20 protein-coding genes are annotated in these 24075 nt (G+C 69.8%); 9 read left to right on the forward strand and 11 right to left on the reverse strand.

The window, feature by feature from the left end:
- Positions 1–14: 14 nt before the first annotated feature.
- Together ACFYTQ_RS06625 and ACFYTQ_RS06630 are read right to left on the reverse strand one after the other, a co-directional pair.
- On the reverse strand, positions 15–905 hold the full coding sequence (locus tag ACFYTQ_RS06625) for a helix-turn-helix domain-containing protein (RefSeq protein ID WP_387357645.1): 891 nt from the start codon (positions 903–905) through the stop codon (positions 15–17).
- Positions 906–1023: 118 nt separating this feature from the next.
- Positions 1024–1914 (reverse strand): SDR family NAD(P)-dependent oxidoreductase, encoded by an 891-nt coding sequence (locus tag ACFYTQ_RS06630; RefSeq protein WP_387357646.1) that lies wholly within the window; start codon positions 1912–1914, stop codon positions 1024–1026.
- A gap of 153 nt (positions 1915–2067) precedes the next feature.
- Here ACFYTQ_RS06630 and ACFYTQ_RS06635 point away from each other — a divergent pair, with 153 nt between their 5' ends.
- Positions 2068–3003 (forward strand): alpha/beta hydrolase, encoded by a 936-nt coding sequence (locus ACFYTQ_RS06635; protein WP_387357647.1) that lies wholly within the window; start codon positions 2068–2070, stop codon positions 3001–3003.
- Between the two features lie 112 nt (positions 3004–3115).
- On the forward strand, positions 3116–3487 hold the full coding sequence (locus tag ACFYTQ_RS06640) for a hypothetical protein (RefSeq protein ID WP_387357648.1): 372 nt from the start codon (positions 3116–3118) through the stop codon (positions 3485–3487).
- Positions 3488–3556: 69 nt separating this feature from the next.
- On the opposite strand, the gene ACFYTQ_RS06645 is transcribed toward ACFYTQ_RS06640, so the two are convergent.
- The 9 genes from ACFYTQ_RS06645 to ACFYTQ_RS06685 all read right to left on the reverse strand — a co-directional run bounded on the left by ACFYTQ_RS06645 (position 3557) and on the right by ACFYTQ_RS06685 (position 15599).
- Positions 3557–5020 carry an aldehyde dehydrogenase family protein gene (locus ACFYTQ_RS06645; RefSeq protein ID WP_387357649.1) on the reverse strand — a complete coding sequence of 488 codons (1464 nt, stop codon included), beginning with the start codon at positions 5018–5020 and terminating at the stop codon, positions 3557–3559.
- Between the two features lie 45 nt (positions 5021–5065).
- Positions 5066–5833 carry an SDR family NAD(P)-dependent oxidoreductase gene (locus ACFYTQ_RS06650; protein WP_387357650.1) on the reverse strand — a complete coding sequence of 256 codons (768 nt, stop codon included), beginning with the start codon at positions 5831–5833 and terminating at the stop codon, positions 5066–5068.
- Between the two features lie 16 nt (positions 5834–5849).
- Positions 5850–6110: a hypothetical protein gene (locus ACFYTQ_RS06655; RefSeq protein ID WP_387357651.1), complete on the reverse strand. Its 261-nt coding sequence runs from the start codon at positions 6108–6110 to the stop codon at positions 5850–5852.
- Positions 6111–6125: 15 nt separating this feature from the next.
- Complete coding sequence (locus tag ACFYTQ_RS06660; protein WP_387357652.1) at positions 6126–8051, reverse strand: hydantoinase B/oxoprolinase family protein; 1926 nt, start codon at positions 8049–8051, stop codon at positions 6126–6128.
- 10 nt (positions 8052–8061) lie between these two features.
- Positions 8062–10128, reverse strand: a complete 2067-nt coding sequence (locus ACFYTQ_RS06665) for a hydantoinase/oxoprolinase family protein (protein WP_387357653.1) — start codon at positions 10126–10128, stop codon at positions 8062–8064.
- A 142-nt stretch (positions 10129–10270) separates the two neighbouring features.
- The gene (locus ACFYTQ_RS06670) at positions 10271–11338 is read right to left on the reverse strand and encodes a LuxR C-terminal-related transcriptional regulator (RefSeq protein WP_387357654.1); all 1068 of its coding nucleotides are present in this window, start codon (positions 11336–11338) and stop codon (positions 10271–10273) included.
- 77 nt (positions 11339–11415) lie between these two features.
- Positions 11416–12537, reverse strand: a complete 1122-nt coding sequence (locus tag ACFYTQ_RS06675; protein ID WP_387357656.1) for a low temperature requirement protein A — start codon at positions 12535–12537, stop codon at positions 11416–11418.
- A 158-nt stretch (positions 12538–12695) separates the two neighbouring features.
- Entirely contained in the window at positions 12696–14090 is a 1395-nt protein-coding gene (locus ACFYTQ_RS06680) for an MmgE/PrpD family protein (protein ID WP_387357657.1), read from the reverse strand.
- Between the two features lie 27 nt (positions 14091–14117).
- Positions 14118–15599, reverse strand: a complete 1482-nt coding sequence (locus ACFYTQ_RS06685; RefSeq protein WP_387357658.1) for an aldehyde dehydrogenase — start codon at positions 15597–15599, stop codon at positions 14118–14120.
- A gap of 269 nt (positions 15600–15868) precedes the next feature.
- On the opposite strand from ACFYTQ_RS06685, the gene ACFYTQ_RS06690 reads away from it, so the two are divergent.
- The 7 genes from ACFYTQ_RS06690 to ACFYTQ_RS06720 all read left to right on the forward strand — a co-directional run bounded on the left by ACFYTQ_RS06690 (position 15869) and on the right by ACFYTQ_RS06720 (position 23949).
- On the forward strand, positions 15869–17041 hold the full coding sequence (locus ACFYTQ_RS06690; RefSeq protein WP_387357659.1) for a CaiB/BaiF CoA transferase family protein: 1173 nt from the start codon (positions 15869–15871) through the stop codon (positions 17039–17041).
- A gap of 136 nt (positions 17042–17177) precedes the next feature.
- Entirely contained in the window at positions 17178–17654 is a 477-nt protein-coding gene (locus ACFYTQ_RS06695; RefSeq protein ID WP_387357660.1) for a MaoC family dehydratase, read from the forward strand.
- A 35-nt stretch (positions 17655–17689) separates the two neighbouring features.
- On the forward strand, positions 17690–19642 hold the full coding sequence (locus ACFYTQ_RS06700; RefSeq protein ID WP_387357661.1) for an AMP-binding protein: 1953 nt from the start codon (positions 17690–17692) through the stop codon (positions 19640–19642).
- Positions 19639–20799 (forward strand): acyl-CoA dehydrogenase family protein, encoded by a 1161-nt coding sequence (locus tag ACFYTQ_RS06705; protein WP_387357662.1) that lies wholly within the window; start codon positions 19639–19641, stop codon positions 20797–20799. Before ACFYTQ_RS06700 ends, ACFYTQ_RS06705 begins: the two co-directional genes overlap by 4 nt.
- The gene (locus tag ACFYTQ_RS06710) at positions 20799–21977 is read left to right on the forward strand and encodes a CaiB/BaiF CoA transferase family protein (protein ID WP_387357663.1); all 1179 of its coding nucleotides are present in this window, start codon (positions 20799–20801) and stop codon (positions 21975–21977) included. Before ACFYTQ_RS06705 ends, ACFYTQ_RS06710 begins: the two co-directional genes overlap by 1 nt.
- Positions 21974–23149 carry a CaiB/BaiF CoA transferase family protein gene (locus ACFYTQ_RS06715; protein ID WP_387357664.1) on the forward strand — a complete coding sequence of 392 codons (1176 nt, stop codon included), beginning with the start codon at positions 21974–21976 and terminating at the stop codon, positions 23147–23149. The genes ACFYTQ_RS06710 and ACFYTQ_RS06715 overlap by 4 nt, the downstream gene beginning before the upstream one ends.
- 86 nt (positions 23150–23235) lie before the next feature.
- On the forward strand, positions 23236–23949 hold the full coding sequence (locus ACFYTQ_RS06720; RefSeq protein ID WP_387357665.1) for a GntR family transcriptional regulator: 714 nt from the start codon (positions 23236–23238) through the stop codon (positions 23947–23949).
- Positions 23950–24075 lie beyond the last annotated feature (126 nt).

A 24075-nucleotide genomic window follows, 5' to 3' on the forward strand; every position in this document is an offset into this window, starting at 1 on the left:
GGCGACACCGCGAATCAGCTTGGCCGCGTACGGGTTTCCGGTGCCGCGCGCTCCGGGAGGGCGGGGTGCGCGGGCGCGGTCCACGAGGAGAGGATGCGGAGCTTCTCGTGGGCGGGCGTGCCGGGCTGGGCCGACCACAGGACGAGCTGTTGTTCGGGGTCGCCGGTGTAACGGAAGGTGTCCCAGTCCAGGGTCAGCTCGCCCACCTCCGGGTGGTCGAGGGTCTTGGTCCCGAATTCCTGGCGGGCGACGTGCCGGGCGGCCCACCACTGCCGGAACTGGGGGTCGGCGATCGACAGCTCGCCCACGAGGGCCGTGAGCCGGGGGTCGGTGGGGTTGGCCGCCGCGTCCATGCGCAGGATCGCGACACAGGTCTTCGCCACCGACTCCCAGTCCGTGTAGCGGGTCCGCATGGCCGGATCGGTGAACACCAGGCGCACGTAATTGCGTTGCGCGACAGGCAGTTTCGAGAAGTCCGTCAGGAGCGTCGCGGCCAGGTGGTTCCACGCGAGGATGTCGAGGTAGCGGCCGAAGACCAGGGCGGGGGTTTCGGTGAGCTGATCGAGCAGGCGCTGGATCTGCGGGCGGGCGACCGGCTGGCGGCGTGGGGGAGCGACGTGGTGCACGAGGCTCTCGACGTAGGCGCGCTGGTCGTCGTTCAGGCGCAACGCGCGCACGAGCGCCTCCAGGACCGGTTCGGAGGGCGCGAGGCGGCCCTGCTCGATGCGGGTGTAGTAGTCCTGGCTGATCGCGACCAGCTCCGCGACCTCCTCCCGGCGCAGCCCGCTCACCCGGCGGGTGGAGCTGCCGCGCATCGGCAGTCCGACGTCGGCGGGAGTGAGCTCACCGCGCCGGGCCTTCAGGAAGTTTCCCAGTTCGCGCAGATGGGGGGCTCTCTCGGTCATGGTTCCACGCTATGCCTCTGGTCGGGGTCGTGCGGGGGACAATACTTTCCCACCCTGTGCCGCGGGCGGGACCACGCGTCCGCCGCGACCGGCGGACGCGTCGTGACAGTGGTTGTGCCTACTTCCCGACCGCGCTCAGATCCTGCTTCTCGATCCGGTCGAACGGGACGTGGGTGGCCGGGTCGAGGATCTCGTCGAGGTGTTCCTGCACCAGCTCGGGGGTGAGGTCCTTGCTGGTGAAGCCCTTGTTGAAGCCGAGCACCAGCCGCTGCGCCTCGCCGCCCTGGGCCTGGATCACCTCGCCGTTGATCGCGCACGCCTCGTGGGCCAGATACGCCACCACCGGGCTGACCAGCGAGGTCGGCAGGTTGTCGCGCATGAACTGCTTGAACTCCTCCGGCAGGTCCGCCTCGTCGGACATCCGGGTCGCCGCGGTGGGCGCGATCGCGTTGACCTTGATGCCCACCGGCGCGGCCTCGAACGCGAGGGTCCGGGTGAACGCGAAGATCGCGCCCTTGGCGGCCACGTAGGGCGTCTGCTCCGGGAAGCCGATCAGCGTGGGGGAGGTGGTGTTCACGATGCGACCCGAACCGCTCTCGATCAGATGCGGCCACGCGGCGGCGGTGACCCCGGCGGTACCGAAGAAGTGCACCTCCATATGCCGCTTGATCGACGGCAGGATATCCGGGCCGAAGGCGTGCACCTGGTTGATCCCCGCATTGTTGACCAGGATGTCGAGGCGGCCGAACGCGTCGATCGCCGTCCGCACGATGCCCTCGGGGTTGTCGGAGACGGAGTCGAAGTTCGCCACCGCGCGGCCGCCGTTCGCCACGATCTCGGCCACCACCTCCTCCGCCGGAGCCGCACTGGACCCCGTGCCCTGGGCGGAACCGCCCAGATCGTTGACGACCACCGCCGCGCCGCGCGCGGCGAGGAACTTGGCGTGCGACGCGCCCAGGCCGCGCCCCGAGCCGGTGACGATGGCGACGCGTCCGTCGAATGACAGCATGAAAACTCCTCGATCCTTCGATTGGTGCACGCATAATATAAAATATTGCTGGCGCTGTCATGGGTATGGATTCTCCCCTTCACAGCATGAGCGATGAGGGGCAGGCTGAAGGACGCACGGTTTCGATCCACCTGGGAAAGGAGTGCGACGATCATGCCCACCGAGAACATCGAGCGCGTCAGTATCAAGGCCCTGGCCTGGGATATCGCGGCCGACATCCACTATCCGCCGGGATTCGACCCGGGGCACAAGTACACCACGATCATCACCGCCCACCCGACCGGCAGCTGCAAGGAGCAGACCTCCGGCGAGATCTACGCCCCGGCGCTGGCCCGGGAGGGTTTCGTCGCGGTCGCGTTCGACGCCAGCTTCCAGGGCGACAGCGGCGGCGAACCGCGGCTGATCGAGGATCCGGCCTTCCGGGTGCAGGACTTCAGCTGGGTGATCGACTACCTGGTGACCCAGCCGTGGGTCGACGAGAACCGGATCGGGGTCCTCGCCATCTGCGGCAGCGGCGGCTACGCGGTCAGCGCCACGATGACCGAACGCCGCATCAAGGCGCTCGGCACCGTCACCGGCGCGAATGTCGGCCGCCGGATGCGCGAGGGCTTCACCGAATACGATCCCCTGGGCGCGCTCGAGGCCATGGCGACCCAGCGCACCGCCGAGGCGCGCGGCGCGGAGGGACAGGTCAACGATCTGCTGCCGCCGTCGCCGGAGGCCGCGCGGCAGGCCGGGCTGACCGACGTCGACCTGGTCGAGGCGACCGAGTACTACAAGACCGATCGCGGCCGTAAACCGCACGGCCTCACCAGTTTCCTGTTCTCCCGGCAGGCGACGCTGGTCGGCTGGGACGCGTTCGATCGCGCCGAGGTGCTGCTGACCCAGCCGCTGTGCATCGTGGTCGGGGATCGGCCGGGGGCCTTCGGCGCGTATCGCGACGCGTACGAGCTGTACGGCCGCGCCGCCTCGTCCGACAAGGAACTGGTGGTGCTCGAGGGCGTGTCGCACTACGAGCTCTACGACAAGCCCGAGCCGGTGCGTCAGGCGCTGGACCATCTGGTCCCGTTCTTCAAGAAGCACCTCTGATCCGGTCGCCCGGTCGACTGTCCAAATATCTGGACACTCGGGGGTGCGGCGCCCGGACAGGATGGGTGACGCAGGCCACCTGCGACATCCGATAGGAAGGCACCGACCACCGATGAGCACCACCCCCGACCAGGCGACCATCGCACTCGCGGAGAACTGGGTCAAAGCGCTGAAGAACATCGACCTGTTCCTGGAGATCAGCTCCGAGGACTGCCAGGTGTGGCACAGCGCGGACGACAAATGGGTTTCGGTGGCCGACGCGGTCGCCGCCGTCTACGAGCGGTCCGGTGACAACGGCGTCCCCGACTTCCAGGCCCGGGGCATCACCTACACCGAGCACGGTTTCTTCAACCAGTGCTACACCGAGGTGCAGATGAACGGCCAGCAGGTCAAACTGCACCTGATCCAGGTCGTGGAGGCCCGCGACGGCAAGGCCGTGCGGGTGCGGGAGTACATCGGGCCCGAGATGGGGATCCAGCCCTAGCCCTGGTGAACCGCGAAAAGCGCGTCGGCCGAAACCCGGTCGACGCGCTTTTCGTCTCCGCGGCAATGGTCAGAGCGGCCACTGCATGTGCTTGAGCTCGAAGAACTCGCGCAGTCCCTCCTCGCCGCCCTCCCGGCCGATCCCGCTGTACCCCGGTCCGCCCCACGGCGCGTCGGCGCGCATTCCGCCGCCGCCGTTGATGGTGACCGTGCCCGAGCGCAGCCGCCGCCCGAAGGCGATCGCCTCGGGGGTGGGTCCCCAGACATTGGCGTTCAGCGCGTATTTCGCGTCGTTGGCCATGCGCACCGCGTCGTCGAGGTCGGTGTAGGGCAGCACCACGCCCACCGGCGCGAAGAGTTCCTCCTGGGCGATCTCCGCGTCGTGCGGCACATCGGTCACCAGCGTGGCCGCCAGGAAGAATCCGTCGTCGAGGCCGGGCGGGCGGCCGCCGCCGATGGGCATCCGCGCCCCGGCGTCGCGGGCGCGGTCGAGGAAGCCCTCGACCTTCGCCCGGTGCTCACCGGTGATCAACGGCCCGAGGACCGTGTCCGGGGCCAGCGGGTCGCCGATCGTGAGACCGCTCAGGAACTCCGCCGACCGCTCGACGTATTCGTCGAAATCGTTGCGCGGCACCAGGGTTCGCGTGGTGGCGCCGCACGCCTGCCCGCTGTTGCGGGTGAAGCGGAGCACCGAGGCGGGCACCGCGCGTTCCAGATCGGTGCCGGGCAGCACGATATTGGGGGATTTGCCGCCGAGTTCGAGCACGACCTTCTTCAGCGTCGGCGCCGCCAGCGCGAGGATCTTGCTGCCCACCGCCGCCGATCCGGTGAAGCTCACCAGATCGACCCCGGGCGCCTCGACCACCCGGCTGGTGGTTCCGGGCGGCCCGAACACGAGATTCACCGCGCCGGAAGGGAATCCGGCCTCCTCGAACAGCCGCACGACCGCGGCGGTCAGCAGGATCGCCCGCGGCGAGGTGACCAGCACCGTCGAGCAGCCCGCCGCCAGCGCCGCGCCCAACTTGTACGCGCACATCATGACCGGCACGTTGTAGGCGACGATGGCGGCCACCACCCCGGCGGGTTCGCGCAGCAGCATGCTGCTGGAGGTGACCGGATCGTGGTCCAGGGGCAGCGGCTGTTCGTATCCGTCGCGCGGCCCGCGCGCCGCGGCGTCGGCGAACCACCGGAAGAACTTCGCCGGAAGATCCACGTGCAGGGTGGGCGCGCTGCTGATCGGGGTGCCGACCTCGGTGGCGGCCAGCCGCGCGATGTCGTCGCGGCGTTCCACGAGCAGATCCGCGAAACGGTGCAGCAGCGCGCCGCGCTCGCGCGGGCCCAGACGACTCCACTCGCCGCCGTCGAAGGCGCGCCGGGCCGCGGCGACCGCCGCGTCCACCTGCGCCGGACTCGTCGACGGCGTCGACGCGAGCTGGCGGCCGGTGCTGGGGTTGATCGAGGCGATCGGCTCGCCCTCGCCGGTGACCCAGCGACCGTCGATATAGCTCGCGGCCTCGCCGATCAAGGTGGTCATGATCTCAATCCTTCGTGAAAAGTGTTCGGGTGCACGATGATTCGCTCACCCGGCCAGATATCCGCCGTCGACGACGAACGTGCCGCCGGTGGCGTAGGCGGACCGGTCGGACAGCAGCCAGCAGGCCATCTCGGCGATGTCCTCCGGCTGGGCCAGCCGCGCGGCGGGGATGCGCGCCATGATCGCGTCGCCACCGCGGCGCATGGCGTCCTTCATCAGGTCGGTGTCGGTGTAGCCGGGGCACACCGCGTTGATCCGGATGGTCGGGGCGTAGTCGAGCGCGGCGGTCTTGGTCAGCCCGACGACGCCGTGTTTGGCCGCCGAGTACCCGGCGGTGGTCTTGAATCCGGCCAGCCCGGCCAGCGACGCGGTGTTCACGATCGCGCCGCCGCCCTGGGACCCCATCTGCCGCAGTTCGGCGCGCAGGCACAGCCACACGCCCTTGAGGTTCACCGCGAGGGCCCGATCGAACGCGGTCTCCTCCCACTCGCCGGCGCGCCGCCCGCCCTGACCGATCTGACCGCCGCTGACACCGGCGTTGTTGAACGCGCCGTCGAGCCGTCCGTAGTGCTCGACCACGGCGGTGACCATCGCGTCCACCGACTCGCCGCTCGTCAGATCGGCCGGAACCTCCAGGGCCGCACCGCCGTTCGCGCGCACCTCGGCGGCCACCGCCGCCAGGCGGTCCGCGGCGACGTCGGTCAGCGCAAGGCGCGCCCCCTCGCTCGCGGCGAGCAGGGCGGTGGCCCGCCCGATCCCCCCGGCCGCACCGGTGATGAGGACGACCTTGTCCTCGAGCAACAGCTTCGCCATATCGGAGGTCCTTTTCTCAGCCGACCCGGGAGGCGGGCCAGTCCCGGGCGGGCGATCGCCACGCGGGCCAGTGGTCGTCGGGCTCGGGCCGGGTCACCGCCACCGGGTACAGGCACCGCTGGCACTTCACGACCATGCGGGGGCCGAGATGATTGGCCACGGGGTACCGGGCCAGGCTCGTCGCGCCGCATTCGGGGCACGTCCCGTCGACGGGAACCCGCTCGACGGATACGCGCGGCGTCTCGGGCCGGGGGAACAGGAGTCGATCGACTGCCATGAACTTGCCTCTCTCTCAGACGATCCAGGTGGTGGGATTCGCGACGGGCACCTGCCAGCGCCCCCGCTCACGTTCGGCGGCCAGATGCGCGCGCCGGTCGGCGGTGGCGGCCTCGTCGACCGCGCCGTCGGCGAACACGACTCCGTATGCGGCATAAGCGAATTCGGCGCTGACGAGCCCGGCCCGCAGATCGGCCGCGACCCGCTCCACCGCACGGGTGAGCGGATCGCCCCAGCCACCGCCGCCGCCGATGACGAACCGGATCGCGTCCCCGGCCCGCAACAGCAGGTTGGAGAACTTGCCGGAGGTGTAGCGGGCGCCGCGGCCGAATTCGCCGGTGTTCGGATCGGGGCGGCCGTGCTCGTCGAACATGCCGAACAACGGTTCGGCGCCGCGCAGATCCAGCGGGTCGCCGTGCACGGCGAGGTCGAAGTTCTCGATGTACCAGCCGTAGGCCGACGTTCCCGCGCCGCCGCCCTTCGAGCCGGGCGCGCCGCGGCGCAGCCGGTCGGCGACGACGGTGACGATGGTGTCGGATTCGGCGAAGATCGAGTACACCGAGCCCAGGCCGCCGCGGAATTGCCCCGCCCCGGCGGTGTCGATCACGATCTCGTGCTGCGCGACGACCAGCGGGCTCTCGATCTCGACGTGCTCCTGCACCGACGTGCGGCAGTTGCCGATCGGCACCACGCAGAACGACACGCCGTCGTCCTTCCAGGTTCCGCCCCAGCCGCCGCCCGCGAGACCGTAAGCGCCCCAGGGGATTCCCTCATGACCGGGGCGGGTGTCGATACCGCTGAAACCGACGTAGAGCGCGGTGCCGGTGTCGGGCGCGAACGATTCCTCGACCGCCTGACTCAGCGCCTGGCTCACCACATTGATCGCGCGCGGGCCGATGTCGGCGTGGCTCGAGCAACTCGACGGCGGCAGCACCTGCACCACGCTGCCCGCGGGGAGCAGCACGTCGATCGGCCGCAGGGTGCCGCTGTTGACCGGCGTGGACGGATCGACCATCAGCTTCACCGCCTCGATGCAGCGGCCCGCCTCGCACCAGGCGGTGCCGCAGTTGCCCAGCGGCTGGCGGCCCGATCCGGAGAAGTCGATCTCCATGCGGTCGCCGCGCACCCTCACGGTGACGCGCACCGGGATCGGCTCGTCGGTGACGCCGTCCTCGTCGAGGAAGTCCTCGGCGGTGTAGTCGCCGTCGGGAATGCTCGCGATGCCGCGCCGCATACTGGCCTCGGTGGCCTCGATCGCGTACCGGCCCGCCGCGCGCACCCGGTCCAGCCCGCCGCGGGCGATCAGATCGTGCAGCTGGCGTTCGCCCACGACCAGGCAGCCGTGCAGGGCGCGCAGGTCGCCGAGGACCAGCTGCGGCACCCGGTTGTTCTCCAGCAGGAAGTTGAACGTCGGGCGCACCGGCACATCGCCCGCGTAGAGCAGGGTCGGCGGCAGTTTGAGCTGTTCCTCGAAGTGGGTCTGCGCGCCGTTGGAGAACCCGCCCGGGATCGGGCCGCCGAGGTCCACCAGATGCGAGGTCGACTGCAACAGGAATTCGACCCGGCCGTCGACGAAGACGGGCCGGAACAGGTTCACGTCGGCCTGGTGCAGCGAGCCGCGCCAGGGATCGTTGGTGAACAGGACGTCGCCGGGCCGCAGCGTGTCGATGTCCCAGTCGTCCATCACGAAGTTCGCGATGTGCGGGGCGACGAAGGCGTGCTGCATGCAGCCCTCCCACAGGGCGGCGGCCTCCCAGCCCTCGTCGGTGCGCATGTGGATGACGACCGTGCAGTCCAGGATGTCGCGGCAGACGGGGGAGAACGCGCTCCGCATCAGCGAGTCCAGCATCTCGCGGGCGACCTCGGTGAGCCCGTAGCGCAGGATGTCGAGCTCGACATCGACCGCGGGGCCGGTGTTTTCGATCGGGGTGGAAAGGGTCATGGCTCGTTCCTCAGCTCTGCGGCTCGATGATCAGGTTCAGGTCGTCGTCCAGCGACGCGGTCCGCCCGGGCAGCACGAGCGTGGTCGCGTACTTCTCGACGACGAGCGCGGGTCCGTCCACCCGCTCGGCGCGGCCCAGCCGTTCGCGGACGTGGATGGGGACCTCGACGGGCTCGGTGCTGCCCGGCACGATGAGACGCGTTGTGCGCAGGAAGGATTCACCGTCCTCGGGCGTCACCTCGGGCTTGCGCTGGGCGCGGGCGATGATCGCGGTGACCTCGACGGTGGACACCACCACCGGGATCTCGGTGGCCGCGAATCCGTAGGACTCCCGGTAGAACTCGTGGAATCGGGGGATCAGGGCGGCGACGGAGTCCGCGGTGAGCGGGGCGGCGGGAATGGGCATCCGGTTGTCCCACGTCTGCCCGCGGTACATGGCGAACACGGCGCGCTCGAAGCGGAGCCGGTCGACGTCGGCGCCCTGGGCCTTCAGTTCGTCGCGAATCCGGTCCTGGAGAGCGACGAAGGCGGTCTCGATGGCGTCGGCGTTCGCCGGATCCAGCCCGGTCATGATCGACTGCGCCCGCGTCACCGTCAGATCGCTGCGCAGCAACCCCAGCGCGGAGAACTGGCCGGGGCTCGGCGGCACGATCACCGTGTCGAGGCCGAGGATCTGCGCGACCCGGTCGGCCAGCATCGGCCCGGCCGACCCCGACGGCTGCAACGCGAACTCCCGCATGTCCAGCCCGCGGTAGACCGAGATCGTGCGCACCTTGGCCGCGATGTCCTGGCACGCGACTTCGTATGCGGCGCAAGCGAGTTCGATGGCCGACATGCCCCACTGGGCGCCGGTCCGGGCGAGCGCGGCGGTCGCGGCGTCGACGTCGAGGCGGATCGCCCCGTTCGCGAACAGGTCCGGTTGCAGGATGCCGAGCGCGGCGCAGGCGTCGGTGAGCGCGGGTTCGGTGCCGCCGCGCCGATAGCACACCGCCCCGGGGTCGGAGCCCGCCGACGCCGGGCCGACCGCGACCGTGCCCAGGGCGCTGGGCCGGATGAGGCTGCCCGCGCCGGAACCGATGCTCTCCACGTCCACCAGCGGCATGGTCAGCGTGAGACCGGTTTCCAGGGTCCAGGTGTCGGTGAGCGGGGTCCGGCCGCCGCGGATCGCGGCCACATCGGTACTGGTGCCGCCCACGTCGACGGTGAGCAGGTTCGGCCAGCGCCCCTCGTCCGCCAGCTTCACGCTGCCGCTCACCCCGCCCACCGGTCCCGAAACCAGTTGGAACACAGGGGCTTTCCCGGCGTCGGCGAAGGTGGCGACGCCGCCGTTCATCATCATGATCCACAACGTGCCGCGGTAGTGGCGCTCGGCGAGGCGGTCCATCAGGCGGTTCAGGTAGCCGACCACCGCGGGCCCGACGTACGCGTCCAAGGCGACCGTCGTGGTGCGCTCGTGCTCCTTGGTGACCGGATACAGCGCGGAGGTCTGGATGTAGGCGTGCGGGAGCTCCTCGGCGACGATCTCCGCCGCGCGCCGCTCGTGCTCGGGGTTGGTGTAGGAGTTCAGCAGACAGACCGCGACCGACTCGGTGCCTCGTCCGGCGAGCTCGCGGGCGGCGGCGCGGACGGCGTCCTCGTCGAGCGCCAGCAGCACCGATCCGTCGTAGCGCAGCCGCTCGGCGACGCCGTAGCGCGATTCGCGCGCCACGATCGGGCGCTCCTGATGCGGGCGCACCCAGGTCGGGTCGTAGAAGCGGTCGCCGAACTCGCGGTGCATCCGGCCGATGTCGAGCAGGTCCTTGTGGCCGCGGGTCGAGATCAGGCCGGTCGGCGCCCCGGTGCGGCTGAGCAGCGCGTTGATGCCGACGGTGTGCCCGTGCACGATCTCGGCGATGTCGGGGATCGCCACGTCGATGGCCGCGATGCTGTCGAGCACCCCGACCTCCTGTTCGCGGGTGGACAGGACCTTGCCGTCGCGGATCTCCCCGGTGCTCTGATTCAGGCCGATGATGTCGGTGAAGGTGCCACCCACATCGATGCCGACGATCCAGTCGGCCGTCCGTTCACTCTCCGTCATACCTCTGCGCCTCCAGTCGCCCTTGCTGCCCGCGGCGTGCTGCCGCTTTGTGGTGCAGCTCACTGTCTCGCGGCGCGTCGCGCGCGACATCCCACGCGGGTCAGGGATTCGTACGACCTTCGGCCGAACGGCTCCCGGGTGGTCAGAGCCGCGCGAGCGGGGTCGTCGCGGAGGTGCGCAGCCAGATCGACACGGCCTCGGCGCGATTGGCCGCGCCCAGTTTGCGCAGGATGCGGGTGATGTGGGTCTTCACCGTGCCCTCGGAGATGGTGAGCCGGCGCGCGATGCGGGCGTTGGAGTCACCGGCCGCCATCAGGCGCACGATCTGCGCCTCCCGGCGGGTGAGGACCGCGTCGTCGGCACGGGCGGCCGCGATGGATTCGACGATCGCCGGTGCCGGGGGCCGCCATCCGGTCAGCCCGTCGATCTGCGTTCGTATCGACGAGATCGCTTCCAGCACAGTGACTCTCGCCAAATGCTGGCTCAGGCCGTCGGCGAAGGCGGACAGCACCATCCGATCGGCCTCGCCGACCACGCGGCGCTGGTGATAACAGTCGCCGTGCACCAGGCCGACCACCTCGCCGTCGACCAGCAGCGGGGCGATCCCGTAGGAAGAGGACCGGGTGATCTCGGCGAGCGGGCGATTCACCCGCGGGTTCTCCTGGACCTCGGGGACGAGCACCGCGCGCGCGTCGACCACGGTGTCGTTCTCGACCAGGCCGCGATCCAGCACGGGCGGATTCTCCCGGCCCACCGCGACGATCTCCTCGGCCCAGCGCGGATCGCGCACGACGCACATCGTGTGCAGCCGCCACGTCCGGTCGACGGTGGACACCAGCGCGCGGTCGAAGCCGAGACCGCACGCCGCCTCCGGGGCACGGGTCAGCAGCGCGTCCACCGAGCGAGCGTCGGCGATCGCCGCGAGCGCGGTGCGGACCCCGGCCAGGAGGCGCGTGCGATCGGCGAGCCGCAGCCGCGCCTGCATCGCCTCCGCCTCGCGAATCCGGCCGAGCAGACCGATCATTCGGGTCAGCCGATCGGGTGTGTCGCCGCCCGCCTCGCGCAACGCCTGGGAACTCACCAGATCCCAGAGGTCGCCCAGCGGCGCCTCGTCCGGTTCGCGATCGAGCAGGTGGCCCGCTTCGTCGGCGATCTCCCGCACCGCGGCCGCCAGTTCGGCGGACTCCGATCGGATCGATGGTCTGCTCATCTCCACGCTCCCGTGATCTAGCTCACTTAAAACATAATATATCCAGCTTCGTATAGGGAGAGCCGTGGAAATTTCCCTCAGTTCGGCGCGGGAGTCCTACCGCTGATGTGCACCGCCAGGGCCAGCAGGATCGCGACCAGGACCACGACCACGAGATAGGTCGGCAACCAGTAGGCCACCGCCGCACCGACTCCCAGCGCGGCCGCGCCGATCAGCCGGATCCGCCAGCCGATACCCATCTCCCACCGGAAGTAGATCGCCTGGGACAGCAGATACAGCGCGGGGCCCGCGAGGACGAGCACCCCCGGCACGCCCGCCGACCGGGTGGTGGTGTGGGCGAGCAGCAACTCGCTGCCCGTGGCGAACAGCACCAGACCCGCGACGACGCCGTAGATCGCGTTGATGCCGACGTGGACCGCGCGAATGGGGTTCTCGATCTCGACGGCGTGGGTGACGACCAGTTGTTCCGAGCGGCCGAAGTAGACGGCCCACAGGCAGACGAGGGCGGCGGCACACCCCAACGCCAGCACGAGGGTGACGGGATCGCGGCGGTGATCGGCGATGACGCGGCCCAGCGTCAGCACCGTCTCACCCAGCAGGATGATGAGGAACAGCCGCATCCGTTCCAGCATGTGCTCGGCGTCGAACGGCAGACGCGCGGTACGGACGCTGCCCCGCACCGGGTGCGCGGTCCAGGTGCCCAGCAGATCGATCAGCGCGGCGGCGAACCAGAGGTAGAGCCGGATCTCGGAGTCGACCGCGGCGCCGATGATCCACAGCGGCGCCGAGATCGCGAACCAGACCAGCACGTGCCGGAAGTGGGTGCGCAACTCGGGCGTGGGCGCGGAGACCGCCGCGTACCCGGCGGGCCCGCCCAGCGCCACCAGCATCGGCACGACGAAAAGCCAAGAGCCGTCGTCGAACGCGTGCGCGATCCCGGCGTTCATGAACAGCGCAAGGCCCATCACGGCGAGGGTGACCGCCCGGGTGGCCCGGCGCTCGATATCGAGCAGCGTCACCTCGAAACTGGTGAACGCCCACACCCCGCAGACCGCGATCAGCGCCACCAGCGTCTCGGCGGCCCCGCGCCAGCTCAGCTGCGCGGTGAGGTGGTGGGTGAGCTGGCCGACGGCCAGCACGAACACCAGATCGAAGAACAGCTCCAGCGGCGAGACCTCGCGCCGGGTCGCCCGCGCCATCGTTCCTCCTCGGCCGCATCGACGTCGTCGCGCCGACGCGGCTCCGGCGGGCCGAGGGCTACCCGGCCGCGCTCACCCGGAGCGTCGTCGCCGCGGCGGCCGGGGCCACCGTCGGCTCGAGGGCGCTGGGCTGCTCACGATACGTCGCCTCGCCCGCGTCACACGCGCAACAACGCGGCGAATTCCGCCGCGGGCTGGTCGAGATCACCGGCGGTGATCGCCCGCAGCAACTCCGCGCTGCGTTCCGCGCCCAGTTCCGCGACCGTCACGTCGCGGAACTTGGCGTCCAGATCCTCCTGGGACATCGGGTTCTCGGCGGTGCCCGAGGGGTTGTCGACGAAGATCGCCTCGGTCGTCCCGTCGGTGTAGGTGACGGTGATGTCGCCGACCCACTTGCCGGGGTAGGCGGTGTCGAGTTCGGGTTTCACCCCGATCTTCACCCGGCGGGCCAGCTCCGCGACGGCGCTGCCCTCGCCGATGTCCAGCCGGCCCGCGAGGTAGTCGTGGTGGGTGCGGAAGCCGTTGCCCAGGCCCAGCACGGACAGCGCGAACTGGAACGGCAGGCTGTATTGCAGATGCTCGATCGTCTGGGGCGCATAGGCATTGGCGTTCTTGTTGCCGATGATGAGGTCGCCGCCGGTCTGGATGCCCAGTTCGACGCTGTCGATATCGGCCGCGCGGCCGGACAGTCGCCGGCCGCCGTCGATGTAGGCGTGGTTGATACCGCAGCAGCAGTACGGCTTCACCCACACCTTGGTGATCTCGAACGGCGCGTCGAGGGCGAAGGCGGCGTCCGCGCCGTCGGCGACGTCGCGGCCGACGAAGGTGCGGTAGAAGCCCTTCCCGCCCGTCAAAAACGTTGTGGGACCGGTGATTCCGGCCCCCGCCAGCTCGGCCGCGCGGATCCCGTTGCGGGTGCCGATACCTGAGTGCAGGCGCTTCACCGAGCCGCCGGTCGAGGTGTACTCGGTGGTGCCCGAGCAGTGGCTGAACGCGATCGACAGCGCGTGCAACGTGCGTTCGGCGTCGAAGCCGCGCATCTTCGCCACGACCGCGGCGGCCCCGAAGTTCGACAGCACGCAGTGCGGGTGGAAGCCGCGCTCGAGCAGCTGCGGCGCGGCGAGCACGCCGATGCGGGTGTAGACCTCGTACCCGGCGACGATCCCGGTGATCACCTCCCGCATGGACGCGCCCAGTTCCTCGCCGACCGCGAGCGCGGTCGAGACCACGCAGCTGCCGGGGTGCGAGGAGCTGGCCCGGTGCGCGTCGTCGTATTCGAAGCCGTGCCCGAAGGTGGCGTTGACGAAGGCGGCGTCGGCCGCGCTCATCGCGTCCCCGCTCGCGGTGACGTGCGCGGCGCCGGGAGCGTGCGCGGCGCGGGTCAGCTCCAGCACGGCCCGGCTCCACGGCAGCGAGGCGCTCGCGATCTGCAAGGCCAACTGGTCCTGCATCAGCCCGCGCGCACCGGCGACGACTTCCGTTGGGAGAGAGTCGAATTCGAGCTCGGTGACCAGCCGGACCACGGACTGTTCGAGCGCTGGAACGTTCTGCATCGATGAACCTTTCGAAAGTGACGTCGTTCAGGCGAGGATGTCGACGAGCTCGTCGGGCAGGCCGTAGGACTTGATCTCGACGTAGGCGTCGAAGCCCTCCGGCCCGGCCTCCCGGCCGATCCCGCTGTTCTTGAATCCGCCGATCGGGGCGTGGAACCCCACCCCCTTGCCGTTGACCTCGACCGTGCCGGTGCGGATCCGGCGGGCGACGGCCAGCGCGCGTTCGGGGTCGGCGGAGAACACCGAACCGTTGAGGCCGTACTCGGAGTTGTTCGCGATGGCGACGGCCTCGGCCTCGGTGTCGTAGGTGTGCACGGTCAGCACCGGTCCGAAGACCTCCTCCTGCGCGATCGGCGCCGCCGGATCGACGTCGGCGAAGACGGTCGGTTCCACGTACCAGCCGCGGTCCGCCCCGGAAGGACGCCCGCCGCCGACGACGAGGTTCGCCCCGGAAGCCTTGGCGCCGTTGATATATCCCTCCACCCGGGCGCGATGGGTGGCGCTGACCATCGGGCCGATCTCGGTGGCCGGATCGAACGGATCACCGACGGGCATGGATTCGATCATCGCCACGATCCGGCCGATCACCTCGTCACGACGCGCGCGCGGCACCACGATGCGGGTCTTGTTGCTGCACACCTGTCCGCTGTTGCGCAGCGACAGCGCGCGGATCGCCGGGATGACGACGTCGAAGTCCGCGTCGTCGAGCAGCACGGCCGCCGACTTCCCGCCCAGCTCCAACGTCACCCGCCGCAGGTCGTGGCCGCACAGCGAGGCGATCCGGCGCCCCGCCCCCGTGGACCCGGTGAACGAGACCTTGTCCACGCCGGGATGGCGAACCAGATGTTCGCTGACCGCGCGCCCGGCGGGCACGATATTGAGCACCCCGTCGGGCAGACCCGCGTCCTGCAACATCTCCGCCAGCAGATAGGACGACAGCGGAGTCTCCGGCGCCGGTTTGTGCACCACGGTGCACCCGGCCAGCAGCGCCGGCGCGATCTTGATCATGGTGGTGAGCAGCGGCGCGTTCCACGGCACGATCGCCGCCACGACCCCGACCGCCTCCCGGGTGACCAGCGCGTTGCCGGTCCCGGAGCGCCGGGTGTCGGCCCACGGATACGCCGGGGCCATGTCCAGGAACGCGTCCAGCAGCAGCCGCGGACCGGCCGCCTGCATGGTGTTCGACAGCGAGATGGGACAACCCATCTCGGCGGTGACCACCCGGGCGATCTCCTCGGCCCGCGCGGCGAACTGCGCGCTGAGCTTGGTCAGCACCGCCATGCGCTCGGCGAGATCGCTGCGCCCCCAGGGCCCGGAGTCGAAGGCCCGGCGCGCCGCCGCGACCGCGGCGTCGATATCGGCCTCCACGCCCTCGGGCACCCGGGCGATGATCTCCTCGGTGGCGGGGGAGACCACGTCGATCGTGCGTTCCGACGCGGGTGGCATCCAGGCGCCGTCGATGAACAACTTGTCGTACGGTCCCTGCCGCACGGCTTCGTGTCGGCTCATTGCTGACTCCTCGTGGTGGCCGCGCGCGTCGTGGCGGGCGCGGGCGGATCGGCGTCGCACGCGGTGACGTGGGGCACGTCAGATGGCCCCGTGTGATCCGGATAATACAAAGTATATGATATTGCCGAGACGGGCCAAGGTCCGGCGTGGGGGTGGTCCGCGAGGCCGTGGCAGGGGGTGTCCAGGGGGATCGGGTGTGAGTTCGCCGTTTCACTTCCGGCACGGCAAACAATATATTATATTAAAAGAAGACAGTCTGGAGGCATGACATGCAGCACAAGCCGCTCGACGGGATCCGCGTCCTGGAGATCGGGGGTTACATCTCCCTGCCCTTCGCCACGTCGATCCTGTGCGCCCTGGGAGCGGAAGTGGTGAAGGTCGAGAAGCCGGTGGTCGGTGAGGACTTCCGGCGCCTGCAGAACGACGAGAGCCCGTACTTCCGCCAGTACAACACCGGCAAGCGCAGCCTGTCCGTCGATTTGAAGAAGCCGGAGGGAATCGCGCTGGTCAAGGCGCTGGTGCCGCACTTCGACGTGGTGCTCGAGAATCTGCGCCCCGGCAAGCTGGCCGCGATGGGCCTCGGTCCGGAGGAGTGCCGCGCGCTGCGCCCCGATCTGGTCTACGGCTCGGTCACCGGCTTCGGCGGCGGGGGACCGCTGGCCAACCGGCCCGCCTACGACACCATCGGACACGCCTTCGGCGGCCTGTACTCCCTGTTCGGCGACGCCGGGCACCCGCAACTGGCGGGCGGTCTGAGCGCCGACCTCGTCACCGGTCTGAGCACGGCCACCGGCGTGCTGGCCGCGCTCGTGGGACGGCTGAAGACCGGCGCGCCGCAGCGCGTGGAGACCTCGATCATGGAGGCGGTGAGCTGTCTGACCATCGACGGCATCACCCAGGCCTTCGAACTCGGAGCGGACCCGAGTCGCCAGAGCCGCCATCCGCAGGCGCAGAACTTCTGCGTCAAGACCTCGACGGGGGAGTTCCTCGCGATCCACCTGTCGTCCTCGCAGAAGTTCTGGCACGCCCTGTGCACGGCCATGGACCGCCTGGACCTCACCGAGGATCCGCGCTTCGCCGAGTACCGCCCGCGCGAGTCGAACTACTTCGAACTCGCCGCGATCGTCGAGGCCGAATTCGAACGCAAGTCCGCGCAGCACTGGGAGCAGGCGCTCACCGCCGCCGATGTGCCGTTCGCGCCGGTGCTGTCGATGACGGGCTACCTGCGACACCCGCAGGTCGACTGGCTGCAGATGGTCGAACCCCAGCCCGACGGCCTGGCGCTGATGCGGCCGCCGTGGAAGTTCGACGGCGAGCGCCCGGACCGGCCGGGAACCGCCCCCCGGGTCGGCGCGCACAGCCGCGCCGTCGCCGCGGAGGTGTACTCACCCGAGCAGATCGAGGACCTGGTCCAGAACAAGGTGATCTACGCCGAGGAGTGATCCGGGCGGGAGCAGCGGCCCGGCGAACGATCGGAACGGCCCCTGTTCAATGGGCGACAATATAATATATAATGTTGTAAGCTTGGTTCGACCGCGGGAAACCGGGGACGCACCGCATCGATCGGAAAGGACTCTCATGCCCGGCCTCTACTTCGAGGAGTTCGAACCCGGAACCGTCATCGAGCACGCGACGCGGCGCACGGTGACCGAGACCGACAACGTCCTGTTCAGCACGCTGACCCTCAATGTCGCGCCGCTGCATCTGGACGCGGAGTACTCCAAGAACTCCATTCACGGCCAGCGACTGGTCAACAGCCTGTTCATCCTCGGGCTGGTGTCGGGCATCACGGTGCCCGACACCACCTTGGGCACCACCCTGGGCAACCTCGGCTTCCAGGAGGTGAAGTTCCCCGCGCCGGTGTTCCACGGCGACACCATCCGGGTCCGCACCGAGATCGTCGCGAAGCGAGAATCCAAGAGCCGCACCGATTCCGGCATCGTCACCTTCCGTCACCAGGGCATCAACCAGCGCGACGAGGTGGTCTGCGACTGCCTGCGCGCCGGGCTGATGCTCAAGCGCTCCGCCGCGCCGGAGCCCGCGACCGCGTCCTGATCCCGAAAACCGGTCGCAGAGAAAGGAAGTGCCCGATGCGAGGACCAGCTCCCGCCGATCCGGACCAGCAATCGGTCTGGATGCCGCCCGACCCCGTGCGGTCCCGTAGTCGACTGCTGGCCGCCATGACGAAATGGGGGTACGGCAGCCTCGCGGAGTTGCACCGGGCGTCGGTCGACGAGCCGGAATGGTTCTGGCGCGCGGCGATCGAGGATCTCGGCGTCGAATTCGCCGAACCCTTCGAGCGGGTCCGCGACGACAGCGCGGGCATCCCGTTCCCGCGCTGGTTCCCCGGCGGGCAGCTGAATCTGGCCACGCTGTGCGCCCATCGGCACGCCGACGGCCCGATCGCGGACAAGACCGCGGTCGTCTACGAGGGTGACGGCGGGACCCGCCGCACCCTCACCTACGCCGAACTCGACGCCCAGGTGCGCCGATTCGCGGCCAACCTCGCCGCCCTCGGCGTCTCCCGCGGCGACCGGGTGGTGCTGTTCGTGCCCGTGGTCCCCGAGGCCGTGGTCGCCTTCCTGGCCTGCGCGATGATCGGGGCCATCTCCGTTCCGGCCTTCACCGGTTACGGACCCGAGGCCCTGGCCGCGCGCCTGCGGGACTCCGCGGCCGTCGCGCTCGTCACCGCCGACGCGACCACCCGTCGCGGAAAGGTGGTGCCGCTCAAGCAGACCGCCGACGAGGCCCTGCGGTCCGCCCCGTCCGTCCGCCACAGCGTGGTGGTCCGTCATCTCGACAACGACGTCGAGATGCGCGACGGACGGGATGTGTACTGGGACGAACTGCCGGAGAACCCGGAACCGGTGCCGACGGTCCAGCTCGAATCCAACGAGCCGCTGACCATCGTCTACACCTCCGGAACCACCGGACGCCCCAAGGGAATCGTGCACTCCCACGCCGGATTCGCGGTCAAGACCGCCGTCGACTTCGGCTACGCCTTCGATGTGCACGACGACGACGTCATCGCCTGGATCTCCGATATGGGCTGGCTCGTCGGGCCGATGCTCGTCGCGGGCGGTCTGCAACTCGGCGCCACGGTGGTGTTCACCGAGGGCGTGCCCGATCACCCCACGCCCACGAGGATGTGGGAGATCATCGACCGCAACGGCGTCACCGTACAAGGTGTGGCGCCCACCGCGATGCGGCTGGTCATGGCCCGCGCCGAGGGCACGCCGGCAGGGCTGGGCAGCCTGCGGTCGTTCGTCTCCACCGGGGAGGCGTGGGACGAGCCGACCTGGCGCTGGCTGTACGAGACCGTCGGCGGCGGGCAGCGGCCGATCATCAACTTCAGCGGCGGCACCGAGGTCGGCGGCGGCCTGCTGGTGGCCTACCCGTTCCTGCCGATCGACCCGGCTTCGTTCAACGCGCCGCTGATCGGCGTCGACGCGGCCGTGCTCGACGGCGACGGCAAACCGGTGACCGGTGAGGTCGGCGAACTGGCCGTGCTCAACACCTTCCCCGGGATGACGCACGCGTTCTGGCAGGACCGCGAGCGCTACCTCGAAACCTATTGGAGCCATTGGGAAGACGTGTGGGTGCACGGCGACCTGGCCTCGGTGGACGAGCGCGGCGTCTGGCAGATCCACGGCCGCTCCGACGACACCATCAAGGTCTCCGGGCGCCGCGTCGGGCCCGCCGAGATCGAGGCGGCGTTGCTGACCGACCGCCGCATCGTGGAGGCCGCGGTGATCGGCGCGCCCGATCCGCAACGGGGACAACGGGTCGTCGCCTTCGTCGTGGTCCGTGACGACGCCGACCACGACGATCTGGAATCCGCCGCGGTCGGTCGCATCGGCCGTTCCTTCGCGCCGAGTCTGCATGTGGTGCAGGCACTTCCGAAGACCAAGAACGGCAAGATCATGCGCCGCGCCATCCGCTCGCGCTATCTGGGCCTGGCCCAAGGGGATCTGTCGTCCCTGGATCCCGCCACCCCCATCGACGGCATCCCGACCAGTGAAACAGCAGGAGATCACCGATGACACTGACCGATCAGGATCTGGACCTGGTTCGCCAGAACACCCGCGAACTGGCCCGCAAATTCGGCTACGACTACTGGCGGGAGAAGGACCGCAAGGGCGAGTACCCGTGGGAATTCGTCAAGGCGTTCGCGGCGGCCGGGTGGCTGGGCGTGATGATCCCCGAGGAGTACGGCGGCCTGGGGCTGGGCCTGACCGAGGCGGGCATCATGTTGCAGGAGGTCGCGGCCTCCGGCGCGGGCATGAGCGGCGGGTCGGCCATCCACTTCTACGTCTTCCCGCCCGCGCCGATCCTGCGCTACGGCTCGGAGGAGATGAAGCGCGAGTGGCTGCCGAAACTGGCCTCCGGCGAGATCCTGATGGCCTTCGCCGTCACCGAACCCACTGCGGGCGTGGACACCTCGCGCATCCGCACCAAGGCCACCAAGATCGACGGCGGCTGGGTGATCAACGGGCAGAAGGTCTTCATCACCAACGCCCAGAACGCGCACAAGATCCTGATCGTGGCGCGCACCTCGCCGCGCGACGAGAACAAGCCGCTCGACGGCATGACCCTGTTCTTCACCGATCTGAACCGCGACAAGATCACCGTGCGCGAGATCGAGAAGCTGGGCCGGTCGGCCATCGACTCCAACGAGCTGTTCATCGATAACCTCGAGGTCCGCGACGACGAGGTCATCGGCGAGGTGGGCAAGGGCTTCAAGTACCTGATCGACGGCCTGAACCCGGAGCGCATCGTGGTCGGCCTCGAGGGCGTCGGCCTGGGCCGGGCCGCGCTGGAGCTCGCGACCCAGTACGCCAAGGACCGCGTGGTGTTCGACCGGCCGATCGGCAAGAACCAGGCCGTCGCCCACCCGCTGGCCGACTCCTGGATCCGGCTCGAGGCCGCCGAACGCGTCTGCATGCACGCCGCCGAGCTGTTCGAGGCGCACAAGCCGTGCGGCAAGGAGGCCGCGGCCGCGAAATACCTTGGCGCGGAAGCGGGTTACGAGGCGTGCGACCGCGCGCTGTCGACCTTCGGCGGCTACGCGTACTCGAAGGAGTATCACGTCGAGCGGTTGTGGCGGGAGGTTCGCCTGCTGCGCAACGCGCCGTTCTCGCAGGAGATGGTGCGCAACTACATCGCGCAGCAGGTGCTGGGGCTACCGAGGTCCTACTGATGAGCGGACCGTTGACGGGGGTGCGGGTACTCGTCCTGGCCGGGATGGGTCCGGTGCCCTTCGTCGGAATGATGTTGGCGGACATGGGCGCTCACGTGGTCCGGATCGTGCGTCCGCCGCATCGGTCCGCGCGGGCGCTCGGCCAGACCGACGGGCTGCGCGAGGAATACGACGTGGTCAACCGCGGCGTGGACGCGGTCGCGGTGGACCTCAAGGACCCCGAGGGCATCGCGACCGTGCTGCGACTGATCTCGGGCGCGGACGTGTTCGTCGAGGGCTATCGCCCCGGCGTGGCCGAACGACTCGGCCTGGGACCGGACGTGGTGCTCGCCCGCAATCCGGAGATCGTCTACACCCGGCTCACCGGATACGGCCGCACCGGCCCGCTGGCGACCGAGGCCGGGCACGACATCAACTACGTGGCGCAAACCGGTGCGCTGCACGCGATGGCCCGCGCGGGGGAGGCGCCCCGCCCGCCGATCAATCTGCTCGGCGATTACGCCGGGGGCGCGGCGATCGGCGCGTTCGGGATCGTCTGCGCGCTGCTGGAGGCGTGGAAATCCGGGCGCGGACAGGTCGTGGACGCGGCCATGGTCGACGGCGTCGCCCTGCTCACCGCGAAATTGCAGGGCCTGCGGGCGGCCGGCCGCTACAGCGACGTCCCCGGCACGAACTACCTGGACTCCGGCGCGCCGTTCTACGACACCTACCGCTGCGCGGACGGCAACTACCTCGCGGTCGGCGCGCTCGAACCCGACTTCTACGCCGAGTTCGTGGCCCGGCTCGGCGTCGACACCAGCGACTGGCCCGACCAGGACGACCGGGCGAACTGGCCGCGCCTGCGCGAACTCATCGGCGCCGCGCTCGCGACCCGGACCCGGGCGGAGTGGGCGGGCGTCTACGAGGGCACCGACGCCTGCGTGACCCCGGTCCTGACCTTCGACGAGGCCGCCGAGGATCCGCACAATGTCCACCGCGGCCTGTTCCAGCGCGTCGACGGGGTGCTGCACCCGGCGCCCGCGCCCCGGCTGAGCCGCACCCCCGCCCGGTCGCCCGAGACGCCGCGCACCGACCGGCTGGACGTGGCCGATCTGCTGGCCGACTGGACCGGAGCAGAGCCGGTTTCCGACGCCGATTATGTTGCGGCCCAACCATTTCCGAAGGAGGGGCCGGCATGACCGCGCCGCTGTCGGGCATCACCGTGGTGGGGCTCGAGCAGGCCATCTCGGCGCCGCTGTGCACCCGTCATCTGGCCGACCTCGGCGCCCGGGTCATCAAGATCGAACAGCCCGGTTTCGGCGACTCGACCCGCCACTACGACCGGGTGGTGCGGGGCATGGCGGCGCACTTCGTGTGGCTCAACCACGGCAAGGAGTCCGCCGCGCTCGATCTGACCGATCCCGCCGACCGGGAGGTGTTCACCGGACTGCTCGCGCGCGCCGACGTGGTGGTGTCCAACCTCGGCCCGGGCGCCCTGAGCCGGCTGGGGTTCGCGCCCGAGGACCTGCTGGAGCGCTATCCGCGGCTGATCGTGGTCGACATCTCCGGCTACGGCCGCGGCGGCCCGCTGGATCACAAACGCGCCTACGACCTGCTCGTGCAGGCCGAGGGGGGATCGTGCGCGATCACCGGAACACCCGGCGCGCCCGCCAAACCCGGCATCCCCGTCGCCGATGTCGGCACCGCCCTCTACGCCTACTCCAGCGTGCTCGCCGCGCTCTACGACCGGGAGCGCACCGGCCGCGGGGCCGTGATCCCCATCGCCATGCTCGACGTGGTCGCCGAGATGATGGGGTTCGCGCTGAATCAGGTGCTGCACACCGGAACCGAACCCGAACCGGTCGGCATGGGTTCGCCCATGATCGCGCCGTACGGCGCCTACCCTACCGCCGACGGGCTCACCGCCGTGCTGGGCACCACCAGCGATCGCGAATGGCGAAGGCTCACCGAGGATCTGCTCGACCGGCCCGATCTGGCGGCCGATCCGCGCTACCGGCACAACCATGATCGCGTCGCCCATCGCGCGGAACTGGACGCGATCGTCGGCGCGTGGTGCGCGCAGCGCGATCTCGCCGAGATCCAGCGCCTGGCCGACGCCGCCGGAATCGGCAACGCCCGGCTCAACGGCGTGCGGGAGCTGGCCGACCATCCGCAACTGCGCGAGCGTGGTCGCTGGCGGGAGGTCGACTCGCCGGTGGGTTCGGTGCCCGCGTTGCTACCGCCCGCGCTGGCGCGCGACTGGCCGCCGATCTCCGGTCGCGTCCCCGAACTCGGGGCCGATACCGATACTGTGCGTAGGGAATTCGCTCCCGTGCCGGAGGACGCGGGACACGGTTCGCGCGACGGCTGACCGGTTCGGGCGCCGCGCCGGACTCTCGGTTTCGAAAGTATGAGGCATAATGCATAGCAGTGCCGACTGGAAAGGATCGAGCCGAGATGGAATCGACGGCCCGGAGTCTGCCGCGCAGCTCGAACTCCCAGCGCCAGCAGCTCTCGGAGGATGTCGCGACCTACGTGCGCGAACTCATCATCACCGGCCGGGTGCGGCCCGGTGACTTCCTGCGCACCGAACCGATCGCGGAAGCCGTGGGCGTGAGCAACACCCCGGTGCGCGAGGGATTGTTGCTGCTCAGCGGTGAGGGGTTCGTCGAACTCGTGCCGCGCCGCGGCTTCATGGTCTCGGCCTTCAGCCGTCAGGACGTGCGCGACATCTTCTGGGCGCAGGCGACGCTGGCCGGTGAATTGGCCGGGCGCGCAGCCAAATTGATCACCCCCGCGCAACTCGACCACCTCACCGAGGTCAACGACCGCCACGCCGAGGCGGTCGCGCGGGGGACCGATCCGGCGCTGGTGGTCCAGCTGGGGCACGAGTTCCATCGCACGATCAATCTGGCCGCGGATTCCCGCCGGCTCGCCATGCTGCTGCGGTCGATCGTGCGGCAGTTGCCGAACCGCTTCTACAACGACATCGAGGGCCACAGCAAGGACACGATGCAACAGCATCCCGCGATCCTCGAGGCGTTGCGCAAGCGGCGCGCGAAGGCCGCGGTCACCCTCATGCGCGACCACATCATGGAGGGCGCCGACGAACTGGTCGCCATGCTGGAGGCGCAGGGCCTGTGGGCGGAGGACGAGAAGTCCACCGCATAATGCGTAATATTTGAATTTCGCGCCGGGCCGCCGCCCGCACTCGATACGATGCCGCACGCCGGTCCCCGAGGGCGGAGCATCGCCCGTGACCGGTCGTCTCAGCTCGGTCTCGTTCGATGTTCGGAG

The organism is Nocardia sp. NPDC004068 (assembly GCF_042874315.1).
Classification (GTDB): Bacteria; Actinomycetota; Actinomycetes; order Mycobacteriales; family Mycobacteriaceae; genus Nocardia.

Excerpts from the sequence above, each read along its gene's own strand:
- ACFYTQ_RS06660 (WP_387357652.1), bottom strand. The coding sequence starts at position 8,051 with ATGACCCTTTCCACCCCGATCGAAAACACCGGCCCCGCGGTCGATGTC.
- ACFYTQ_RS06630 (WP_387357646.1), bottom strand. The coding sequence starts at position 1,914 with ATGCTGTCATTCGACGGACGCGTCGCCATCGTCACCGGCTCGGGGCGC.
- ACFYTQ_RS06635 (WP_387357647.1), top strand. The coding sequence starts at position 2,068 with ATGCCCACCGAGAACATCGAGCGCGTCAGTATCAAGGCCCTGGCCTGG.
- ACFYTQ_RS06625 (WP_387357645.1), bottom strand. The coding sequence starts at position 905 with ATGACCGAGAGAGCCCCCCATCTGCGCGAACTGGGAAACTTCCTGAAG.
- ACFYTQ_RS06685 (WP_387357658.1), bottom strand. The coding sequence starts at position 15,599 with ATGAGCCGACACGAAGCCGTGCGGCAGGGACCGTACGACAAGTTGTTC.
- ACFYTQ_RS06665 (WP_387357653.1), bottom strand. The coding sequence starts at position 10,128 with ATGACGGAGAGTGAACGGACGGCCGACTGGATCGTCGGCATCGATGTG.
- ACFYTQ_RS06675 (WP_387357656.1), bottom strand. The coding sequence starts at position 12,537 with ATGGCGCGGGCGACCCGGCGCGAGGTCTCGCCGCTGGAGCTGTTCTTC.
- ACFYTQ_RS06690 (WP_387357659.1), top strand. The coding sequence starts at position 15,869 with ATGCAGCACAAGCCGCTCGACGGGATCCGCGTCCTGGAGATCGGGGGT.
- ACFYTQ_RS06670 (WP_387357654.1), bottom strand. The coding sequence starts at position 11,338 with ATGAGCAGACCATCGATCCGATCGGAGTCCGCCGAACTGGCGGCCGCG.
- ACFYTQ_RS06650 (WP_387357650.1), bottom strand. The coding sequence starts at position 5,833 with ATGGCGAAGCTGTTGCTCGAGGACAAGGTCGTCCTCATCACCGGTGCG.
- ACFYTQ_RS06645 (WP_387357649.1), bottom strand. The coding sequence starts at position 5,020 with ATGACCACCTTGATCGGCGAGGCCGCGAGCTATATCGACGGTCGCTGG.
- ACFYTQ_RS06710 (WP_387357663.1), top strand. The coding sequence starts at position 20,799 with ATGAGCGGACCGTTGACGGGGGTGCGGGTACTCGTCCTGGCCGGGATG.
- ACFYTQ_RS06695 (WP_387357660.1), top strand. The coding sequence starts at position 17,178 with ATGCCCGGCCTCTACTTCGAGGAGTTCGAACCCGGAACCGTCATCGAG.
- ACFYTQ_RS06720 (WP_387357665.1), top strand. The coding sequence starts at position 23,236 with ATGGAATCGACGGCCCGGAGTCTGCCGCGCAGCTCGAACTCCCAGCGC.
- ACFYTQ_RS06655 (WP_387357651.1), bottom strand. The coding sequence starts at position 6,110 with ATGGCAGTCGATCGACTCCTGTTCCCCCGGCCCGAGACGCCGCGCGTA.
- ACFYTQ_RS06640 (WP_387357648.1), top strand. The coding sequence starts at position 3,116 with ATGAGCACCACCCCCGACCAGGCGACCATCGCACTCGCGGAGAACTGG.
- ACFYTQ_RS06700 (WP_387357661.1), top strand. The coding sequence starts at position 17,690 with ATGCGAGGACCAGCTCCCGCCGATCCGGACCAGCAATCGGTCTGGATG.
- ACFYTQ_RS06705 (WP_387357662.1), top strand. The coding sequence starts at position 19,639 with ATGACACTGACCGATCAGGATCTGGACCTGGTTCGCCAGAACACCCGC.
- ACFYTQ_RS06680 (WP_387357657.1), bottom strand. The coding sequence starts at position 14,090 with ATGCAGAACGTTCCAGCGCTCGAACAGTCCGTGGTCCGGCTGGTCACC.
- ACFYTQ_RS06715 (WP_387357664.1), top strand. The coding sequence starts at position 21,974 with ATGACCGCGCCGCTGTCGGGCATCACCGTGGTGGGGCTCGAGCAGGCC.